The sequence below is a fragment of the Paenibacillus sp. FSL R7-0026 genome (assembly GCF_038004485.1).
Classification (GTDB): Bacteria; Bacillota; Bacilli; order Paenibacillales; family Paenibacillaceae; genus Paenibacillus; species Paenibacillus xylanexedens_A.
The window spans coordinates 6,598,196-6,607,719 of the sequence record NZ_JBBORG010000001.1 but is presented as its reverse complement, the minus strand read 5'-3'; the positions used below and the strand labels follow the sequence as shown (position 1 = coordinate 6,607,719).

Sequence of the window (9,524 nt, the reverse complement as noted above, 5' to 3'; positions counted from 1 at the left end):
AGACTGTCACTCCTTTTACATGTTCCAAGTGTGGCTTAAGCCATGATGCAGTGTCGAAATACGAGATATATTGTTGAATTTATCCCCAAACCCCCGCAGGTCGAAAACAAAAAAAGTATGAACAACGGAAAATTGTTCACAACTTTATCCACAGGCTGTTGATAATATTATGGGTCAGATCACATATTCACATCCAAAAGTAATACAATCATAGCAAAAGAAACCCCGCATTTCAACGTATCGTGTGATTTTATCCACAAATTCAATAACTTGTGTATAATTTTTAGTCACAACACAATATATTGTTTATAAACTGTTTAATTTTCGACAGAATGACCCAAAAACCAAAAATGTCTTATACACAGGTTATCCGTCAAATGATGCCAAATTGTGTGTAAAAGTATTCTTCGTTTGTGAATAACCTGTCTGTGGATAACCGTGAAGTGAAAATGGAGCATGATTGAGATCGGAAAAAGAGTGACCTCTCACCCTCGTGTTTTTCTTGCCAATGGGGCGATGGTGAAAGCGACGAATTCAGTATCTGGATGGGAGACGGAGAGGGGGAGTAAACTCATGCTTTTGATTGAACAAGATCAGTGGTGTATTTCCTGAGCAGATGGTAATTCTGTGATGGCAATGTATAAGAATAATGGACATAGATGACTTCATTTTGAGACATATGTAATGAGAATTATCAGGATCAAGAGGTAAGCTGATGCTCGAATATGGAGCTTGAAGTGTATGAATGTATAATATGAAATCAAAGGATAGATTATGCGTGTATAGCAAAAGAGGGTGTCCTCTAAAACCGATTTTTGGTTTTAGAGGACACCCTCTTTTTTTGGTGCAGAGACGAAGTATGGACTGATGATTTAGAGACGGGGAAGGGACATCTTACGCTGGAATTCAGCGATATCTGCGTATTCCTCTTCCAGTTTGCGAGAGATCCGAATAAAGATGGGCAGCAGCTCTTGGTAGAGTACAGCATTCTCTTTGATAGGGGTATGCCGATGCGTTGTACCGACCATGGAAGAAACGGCATGAAGCGATTGGATCCGCCCTGTAGCGTACAAACCAAGCACGACGGCACCCAGACAGGAACTTTCGAAGCTCTCGGGTACAACCACTTCCTGATTGAAGATATCAGACATCATCTGGCGCCAGAGAGGAGAGCGTGCAAACCCACCTGTGGCTTGAATGGAGGTAGGTTGCCCAATCTGTTCTTCCATAGCCAGCAGTACCGTATATAGGTTGAAGATAACCCCTTCCAGGACAGCACGGATCATATGCTCTTTCTGGTGATGGAGTGTTAAGCCAAAAAAGGAACCACGGGCATCCGGATTCCATAAAGGGGCACGTTCGCCCGAAAGGTACGGATGAAACAGAAGTCCTTCCGATCCCGGCCGGACACGTTCGGCAATTTTGGTCAGCACATCATAGGAATTGATGCCAAGTCGCTTCGCTGTCTCCACTTCAGACGCGGCGAATTCATCCCGTACCCAACGAAACAGCATGCCACCGTTATTCACAGGTCCACCAATGACCCAAAGATTCTCTGTGAGGGCATAACAGAAGGTTCGACCTTTGGGATCGGTAACTGGACGGTCCACTACAGTGCGAATGGCCCCGCTGGTTCCGATGGTTGCTGCGACAACACCAGGTTCAATGGCGTTCACGCCGAGATTGGATAAGACCCCATCACTTGCGCCGATAACAAAGGGCGTGGAGGGGGAGAGAGCCATTTTTTCAGCTGATTCGTGATTCATTCCTTCTAATATATGTGTTGTAGGTACGAGCTTCGAGAGATGGTCGGGTGTAATGCCTGCAACCTCAAGGGCCTCTGCGTCCCAGTCCAGTTGTTCCAGATTGAGCAAACCTGTGCAGGAAGCGATGGAATGGTCGACGACATATTGTCCGAATAGACGGAAGAACAGATATTCTTTAATCGAAATAAATTTGGCGGTGCGCTCAAAAAGTTCAGGTTCATCGTGGCGCAGCCACATTAATTTGGTCAGCGGTGACATGGGATGGATGGGTGTACCTGTGCGCAGGTAGATGCGATGACCCAATCCATTCTCTTGCAGCTTGGCAGACCAAGCTGCACTTCGATTATCCGCCCAGGTGATGCAACGGGTTAAGGGTTTGTTATCCTGTCCCATGGCAATGACACTATGCATAGCCGAGCTACAGGATACAAACAGGATCTGCTCGGCAGCAACACCACTCTGATCCATGACTCCTCGTACAGAGCGGAGGGCCGCCTGTACAATCTCTTCAGGGTCCTGCTCGGCAACATCGGGTGCCGGGGTATACAAAGGATATTCCTGCGTTGAGGTACTGACGACAGAGCCTTGCTCGGTAAATAATACGGATTTGGTACTGGTGGTACCAATATCGATCCCAATCATATAGTTGTTCATGTATTTAATCCTTCTTTCTCCAGAAAGCGATGAGATTTTAATTTCTTTCTACTATAGAGAGTCCATTTATACCACTGTACTCAGGAGCAAAATAAAGATCAGTCCCACTACAGATAATAGTGTTTCCATAACGGTCCACGTTTTCAATGTCTGGGAAACGCTCATATTGAAGAATTCTTTGATCATCCAGAATCCTGCATCGTTTACATGAGACAAGATGAGTGACCCCGCACCTGTGGCGAGTACAACCAGCTCAATATTGGCCCCTGGTGTGAGTGCAAGCACTGGAGCGACAATACCGGCGGCTGTTGTCATGGCTACGGTTGCTGAACCGGTAGCTACACGAATGAGCCCAGCGACAAGCCAGGCAAACAGGATCACGTTGATGTTGGCATGGGTAGCGACTTCAGCAATGGCGTTGCCCACACCACTATTAATCAATACCTGTTTGAAGGCACCGCCTCCGCCAATAATGAGAATGATGGTCGCCGTAGGCGCCAGACATTCACTGGTGAAGCGGGAAATATCGTGTTTGGTGAATCCACGTGCAAAGCCGAGTGAAAAGAGGGCAAATACAACTGAAATGAGCAAAGCAATGATCTCATGACCGATAAATTCACTGAAAACGGTGAAACCGCTCGTAGCATTTGGGTCAATGATGCTTGCTATGGAACCAATCAGCATCAAAATAACCGGCAGCAATATGGTAAACAGGGTAATACCAAACCCAGGCATGTTGCTGTTTGTTTTGGTTGCGAATTGCTCAGCTAGTTCTGCTGGCGGTTCGGTGTGTATTCTTTTACCAATAAATTTACCAAACAAAGGACCTGCAATAATCGCTGTAGGAATACCAACAATAAGGGAGTACAAAATGGTTTTACCCAGATCCGCGCTGAAGGCTTCAATCGCTATCATTGGCGCTGGATGGGGTGGAACCAAACCGTGTACAGTCGACAGACCTGCCAAAATGGGAATACCAATCTGCAGCAAAGACATGTTGGTTTTACGTGCAACGGTGAAAATGATAGGGATCATCAAAATCACGCCAACTTCGAAGAAAACGGGAATACCAACGATAAATCCAACAATCATCATGGCCCAGTGCACACGTTTTACACCGAACCGATCGACCAGTGTAGTTGCAATGCGCTCGGCACCGCCAGATTCGGCCATCATCTTACCAAGCATTGTACCGAGAGCAATAACAATTGCGATGGTTCCAAGTGTGCCGCCAAGTCCCCCGGTAATGGAAGAGATTACATCGGCAGGTTTCATGCCTGTAAGCAAACCGAGCATTAATGCGGACAACAGCAGGGTGATAAAGGGATTCCATTTATACTTGGAGATCAAAACGATCAGAAAAACGATCGCAATTAACGTCCAAACCAATAATGTTGCATTGTGGGATAGTCCAAAAAGAGTGCTCATGATGTTGTGTGCTCCTTTATTTCTGATATAGAACGCTTACAAGTGAAATTATCGTCAACAATTAAATGTGTACCAGTACCGCAGAAGGTATTGGCGAAAAATGTAGTTTTATCATGCCCAAATTTAAAACAAAATCGCATTTTGTATACTTGTCGACAAGTTAATCCGCAATCATTCACGACGGATATGATTGCAAACACCTGGACCCATTAGGAATCAAAGCTTTCGTGCAGGGTTTTTCCAGAATCTTGGAAATACGTGCGAACTCCAGCCTGAATGAGTACCTTGTCACCTGATTCAAGTGCTTCAACGAGCAAACGGTGTTTCTCAATTACAGCGCTTACTTTCTGCTCACCTTGAACAAATACTCTGCGCGTTGTGAGCAGCATAACGGTCATCACAACATATCGAATACTCTTCCATAGATGTGAAATACGGGAATGCTGAGCAGCCTCAATGATGGTCTCGTGGAAAACGAGATCCTGATAGGCGAATTCGACGGCGTCCTGATGCCGTCCAGCAAGTTGCATTTTGTCGATCACGTTACGCAGCTGGGTGATTAATGATTCTGGGACATCACCAGCAAGTCGCTGCTGCACAAAACTTTCAATCAGGAAACGGACATCATACAATTCTTCGACATCCTTGATTCGTAGTCCAATGACAACAACACCCATACGTTCAAGTCGAATAAGTCCTTCATTGGACAATGTCCGTAACGCTTCACGGACAGGTGAACGACTGCTGTCAAAATCAGCCGCAATTCGGTTTTCCGACAAAATCTCTCCAGGTCGAAGGGTACCGCTGATGATCCGCAGCCTTAATTCGCAGGCAATGGCTTCACCACGGGAAGCCCCTTGAAGCCAGGAAGAAGGAAATAACATATGGCTAACGCTCCTATTAATAAGTAATCAGTTCATTACTGATCATAGCATAACTATTTTGCGGACTGGACATTCAGTTCAATCCATAGTCTGTAGCTACAAGCTAACGGCTAATGTTTTTTTCAAAGGACTACTAAAGGCGGATAAGTAAATCGGCTTCATCCATATACTTGTATACAAGATGTGATTTTTATCCTACACCTTTCTCAAAAGCTTGTAAACCTTAATTGAAGCGGATACAACCTGTTTAGAATTCGACGATAATAATAGCCTATAATCATTATCCACATGTGAATAACTTTAAACAGGATGTAATAAAGAAGATAACGGGTATTGGAGGGTGTGGATAACTATAAATGCTGAAATATGGTGATCTGATCGGGGTCTGGGGATAACTTTCAGGACTCTCTTCGGGGCTTGAAATTGGTATTGAAGTGAACGGACTGTGGTCATTACTATGGGTGGGATGAAGAGTGTATATAAAAGAGGGAGAAGCCTTGCGCCATGCAGTTGACTTTTCCAGGTGATCATGGTTAAATATATAAAGGTGTTTTCTGTGAAGATGAAAGTGATTCATCACATAAGTATTTCCTTGTGAGGAGGTGCAATACATTGAGACCTACATTCAAACCGAACGTTAGCAAACGTAAAAAAGTTCATGGTTTCCGGAAAAGAATGAGCACGAGCAACGGCCGTAAAATTTTGGCCGCACGTCGCCTTAAAGGCCGTAAAAACCTGAGTGCTTAATGCATTGAAGACCACCGAGGTGGTCTTTTTTTTCTTAATTAGCTCAAATCAGACTGGATGCTGCTACAGATCAGGTCTGAATGGTCTGCGAAAAAGTGCTGAACACACACGAATGTATGTTGAGTGAGTTTTCCATTTTTCGAAAACTTACCTTATATAATGATGAATCGTTGATAGGTTTAAATGGCCAATCAACATTCATCCCGGATGAATGCGGATCAGTTCAAGTAGCTGATTAACAATCATCCCAAATGAAGTTGTCGCCAAGGCGGTTTACCGTCATTCAAGAAAGCCTATACTAAATCAGTAATGAGGCCTCCGTCAATAACATTGGTGGAGAACAGCAAGGAGAAGCGCCGTGTATAAAAGACTGCGTCTACGAAACCGGGCGGACTTTAGCCGTGTATACCGGTATGGGAAATCGTTTGCCAATCATCAATTCGTGGTGTATGGTTGTCGCCGTAAAGATACGGAACAATTTCGGGTCGGCGTATCATGCAGCAAGAAAATCGGAAACGCTGTCGTACGCAACCGGATGAGACGCATGATCAAGGAAATTGTTCGCCATCATGAGCATGAAATCGTCACGCAGATGGATCTGATTTTTATCGTCAGAAAAGGTGCACTGGACATGCCCTATAAGGAAATGGAAAAAAGCCTGCTACATGCGATGCGAAAGGGCTCTCTTTTGAAGTCGAGCAAGCGGTAAGCTTCGGTTTATTTGTCCTCCTAATTATGGTATGATTTTACGATGGAATGGATTGGTTAAGAGAGGGGTTATGAAGTGTCGCGATTGAAGACATCAAAGGGGAAGTGGATTCTCCTCATTGCAGTCATTGCAATGGTCACTGTACTCGCCGGATGTACTCCACAAGGAGCCGGGGTTACTACGGAAGATCTGAAGAATAGTGGCTCATTCTGGCAAAGCAATGTTGTGTACTGGTTCTCACTGGCGCTGGATACATTCGCCAACTGGTTTAACGGTGAATATGGACTGGCCGTCCTCGTGATGGTGCTTATTGTACGGACATTGATTTTACCACTAACAATGAAACAAGTCCGTAGCTCCAAAGCTATGCAGGCCATTCAGCCGCAGCTGAAGGAGATTCAAGCCAAGTTTAAAGATACACCTGAGAAAGTTCAGCAAGAAACGATGAAGTTGTTCCAGGAGAACAAAGTTAATCCGATGGCCGGTTGTCTGCCACTTATCATTCAGATGCCGATTTACATCGCACTTTATAACTCAATTTACGGAAACTCCAGTCTGAGAACGCATGATTTCTTGTGGCTCCAGCTCGGATCACCCGATCACCTGTTTATTTTGCCAGTGCTGGCTGCCATCACAACATTCATTCAAACATGGATGATGATGCGTATGAATCCTGCACAGCAAGTGGGTCCGATGCAGTTTATGCTGTGGGTGTACCCGATTTTGATCTTCGTGATGTCTTATCAGTTCCCGTCAGCACTTCCGCTGTACTGGTTCTACAGTAACATCTACACGATCGTGCAAAACTATTTCCTTTACCGGAATAATGATAAAATCGTGGCTGAGGTCAACGTGAAGCAGAATAGCTCTTCCAAAAATGGAGCTAAACGCAAAAACGGTGGCAAAGCGACCGTCTCTGGGAAAGGGTCGAAAGGGGCCAAAAAATCGAAATGACCAAAGTCATTACGTCAGGAAAAACCGTTGAAGATGCTGTAAACCAAGGATTGACCGAGCTTGGCGTAAGTCGGGACAAGGTCGAGATACAAGTGTTAGAGCAGCCGTCAAAAGGATTCCTGGGTTTGTTCGGGGTGAGGGCGGCCAAAGTTGAAGTGAAATTATTGCCTGTACCGGAAGTTGTTCCACAGCCGATCAAGCCAGCTGCATACAAATCTGAAGTGGATGCATTACTCGAGGATGTTGCAGCTAAAAATCCCTATGAAGAAGCGGCTGCTTTCTTAAAAGAGGTCGCAGCAGGTATGGGACTGGATGTTGAAGTGCATATCAAAAAACAGCGGGATGGACATATCTTCAATATTGCCGGCGAAGATCTGGGCATGATTATTGGCAGACGTGGACAGACGCTGGATGCGCTTCAGTATCTAACGAACATTGTAGCGAACCGATATTCGGAAAGCTTCGTTCGAATTGTGCTCGACGCGGAGAATTTCCGTCAACGTCGGCGGAAGACACTGGAGGATCTGGCTGAACGGTTGGCTGGACAAGCAATCCGTACCGGTAAGGAAGTTGTACTGGAACCAATGCCTCCGCTCGAACGAAAAGTCATCCATGCAAAACTGCAAAATCACCCGCAGATTAAGACGTTAAGTAAGGGCGAGGAGCCTAATCGGCGTGTGGTTATTACGACGAAATAACACGAAATTGAAGACGCAATGGCTTCCTGCCCGGTGCAGAAGCCATTGCTTTTTTCGTACAGAAGCAATTTGATAAGGTGCGTAGAACAAGTAAAGAGTGAACTTACGATAAGTGACATGTCATATGGTATATCATTAATAGATTTGAAAATGGATATGGCGTCCCCAGAGGGACGGCAATTTAAAATAGAGCAAGGAGAGATAACTATGATCAGTGATACGATCACAGCGATATCAACGGCTGTCGGAGAGGCGGGTATCGCCGTGATCCGGGTCAGCGGCCCGGAAGCAGTGTCGGAGACGGAAAAGATTTTTCGCAGCAAAACCCCTTTAACTCAGGCAGCATCTCACACGGTTCATTATGGTCATATCATAGATCCCGTTAATGGGGAAAAGATTGAGGAAGTATTGGTTACGGTCATGCGAGCACCACGCTCGTTCACAACAGAAGATGTGGTGGAGATCAGTGCGCATGGCGGTGTAGTGTCTGTTAAACGGGTCATGGACCTTTTGTTACAGCTTGATATTCGTCTGGCTGAACCCGGTGAGTTCACGAAACGTGCTTTCCTTAATGGGCGGATTGACCTGTCTCAGGCTGAAGGTGTCATGGATCTTATTCGTTCCAAGTCGGACCGAGCTTTCTCGGTTGCATTGAAACAGGTTGAAGGCAAGCTGTCCTCCAAACTGCGTGATCTACGATATACACTGGTGGAAACACTGGCTCACATTGAAGTAAATATCGATTATCCCGAACATGATGTGGAGTCGTTAACGTCTGATTTTATTAAAGAAAAGTCCAGTCAGGTTATGACTGAAATTGATAAATTGCTGACTACAGCAGAGCAAGGTAAGATCCTGCGAGAAGGTATCACGACGGCTATCGTTGGACGACCTAACGTAGGTAAATCCTCACTGATGAATACACTTGCGCAAGACAACCGGGCCATCGTCACGGACATTCCAGGAACAACTCGTGATGTGATCGAGGAGTTTATTACGATCAATAATATCCCTCTCAAGTTGCTGGATACGGCAGGAATACGGGAAACGATGGACGTTGTTGAGAAGATTGGGGTAGAACGCTCTCGTTCTGCGGTAAGTGAAGCCGATCTGATCTTGATGGTTGTGAATGCTGCGGAGCCACTTCATCCCGATGAGATTGAATTATTGGAACAAATCCGCGGTAGACAATCGATAATCATTATGAATAAAATGGACTTAACGCCACAGGTAGAACGTGACGTGCTGCTTCGTTACATTCCGGAAGAACGGCTTGTACCGATGTCGGTGAAAGATGATCTGGGTGTGGATCGACTGGAAGATGCCATCTCTACGCTATTCTTCAGTGGTAAACTGGAGTCCGCAGACCTGACTTATGTCAGTAATGTGCGTCATATTGCTTTACTCAAAAAAGCGAAGCAGTCTCTGATTGATGCCTATGAAGCAGCAGAGCAGTTCATTCCAATCGATATGATTCAGATTGATGTTCGTTTGGCGTGGGAGCATTTAGGCGAGATTGTTGGAGATACAGCACATGATGCATTAATTGATCAGATTTTCTCCCAGTTCTGTCTAGGAAAGTAAAAAAATATACTGCCGATTGACTTAAATCGTAGTGTATGATAGAAAGGTACAATTTCTGCCTGTTGTCAAAGGATGGAATGATATTGTAGCCATTACGTGT

Annotated in this window: 8 protein-coding genes; 5 read left to right on the top strand and 3 right to left on the bottom strand. The window is 45.1% G+C overall.

The genetic code is table 11. From position 1 onward, the window contains the following. Positions 1-872: 872 nt before the first annotated feature. The 3 genes from gntK to MKY44_RS28890 form a co-directional block, all read right to left on the bottom strand. Entirely contained in the window at positions 873-2,420 is a 1,548-nt protein-coding gene (gene gntK / locus MKY44_RS28900; protein ID WP_341009751.1) for a gluconokinase, read from the bottom strand. A gap of 66 nt (positions 2,421-2,486) precedes the next feature. Continuing rightward, positions 2,487-3,848, bottom strand: coding sequence for a GntT/GntP/DsdX family permease (locus MKY44_RS28895; protein WP_036671886.1), 1,362 nt, complete (start codon positions 3,846-3,848; stop codon positions 2,487-2,489). A gap of 209 nt (positions 3,849-4,057) precedes the next feature. After that, positions 4,058-4,732 (bottom strand): GntR family transcriptional regulator, encoded by a 675-nt coding sequence (locus MKY44_RS28890; protein WP_339298706.1) that lies wholly within the window; start codon positions 4,730-4,732, stop codon positions 4,058-4,060. A 612-nt stretch (positions 4,733-5,344) separates the two neighbouring features. Here MKY44_RS28890 and rpmH point away from each other — a divergent pair. The 5 genes from rpmH to mnmE all read left to right on the top strand — a co-directional run bounded on the left by rpmH (position 5,345) and on the right by mnmE (position 9,424). After that, complete coding sequence (gene rpmH / locus MKY44_RS28885; RefSeq protein WP_017691413.1) at positions 5,345-5,479, top strand: 50S ribosomal protein L34; 135 nt, start codon at positions 5,345-5,347, stop codon at positions 5,477-5,479. Between the two features lie 358 nt (positions 5,480-5,837). Continuing rightward, positions 5,838-6,188: a ribonuclease P protein component gene (rnpA, locus tag MKY44_RS28880; protein WP_036611981.1), complete on the top strand. Its 351-nt coding sequence runs from the start codon at positions 5,838-5,840 to the stop codon at positions 6,186-6,188. 75 nt (positions 6,189-6,263) lie between these two features. Then, entirely contained in the window at positions 6,264-7,142 is an 879-nt protein-coding gene (locus MKY44_RS28875) for a YidC/Oxa1 family membrane protein insertase (protein WP_036671883.1), read from the top strand. Further along, on the top strand, positions 7,139-7,840 hold the full coding sequence (jag, locus tag MKY44_RS28870; RefSeq protein ID WP_036611977.1) for an RNA-binding cell elongation regulator Jag/EloR: 702 nt from the start codon (positions 7,139-7,141) through the stop codon (positions 7,838-7,840). The genes MKY44_RS28875 and jag overlap by 4 nt, the downstream gene beginning before the upstream one ends. A gap of 207 nt (positions 7,841-8,047) precedes the next feature. Beyond that, on the top strand, positions 8,048-9,424 hold the full coding sequence (gene mnmE / locus MKY44_RS28865; protein ID WP_341009750.1) for a tRNA uridine-5-carboxymethylaminomethyl(34) synthesis GTPase MnmE: 1,377 nt from the start codon (positions 8,048-8,050) through the stop codon (positions 9,422-9,424). The last annotated feature ends 100 nt before the right edge of the window (positions 9,425-9,524 follow it).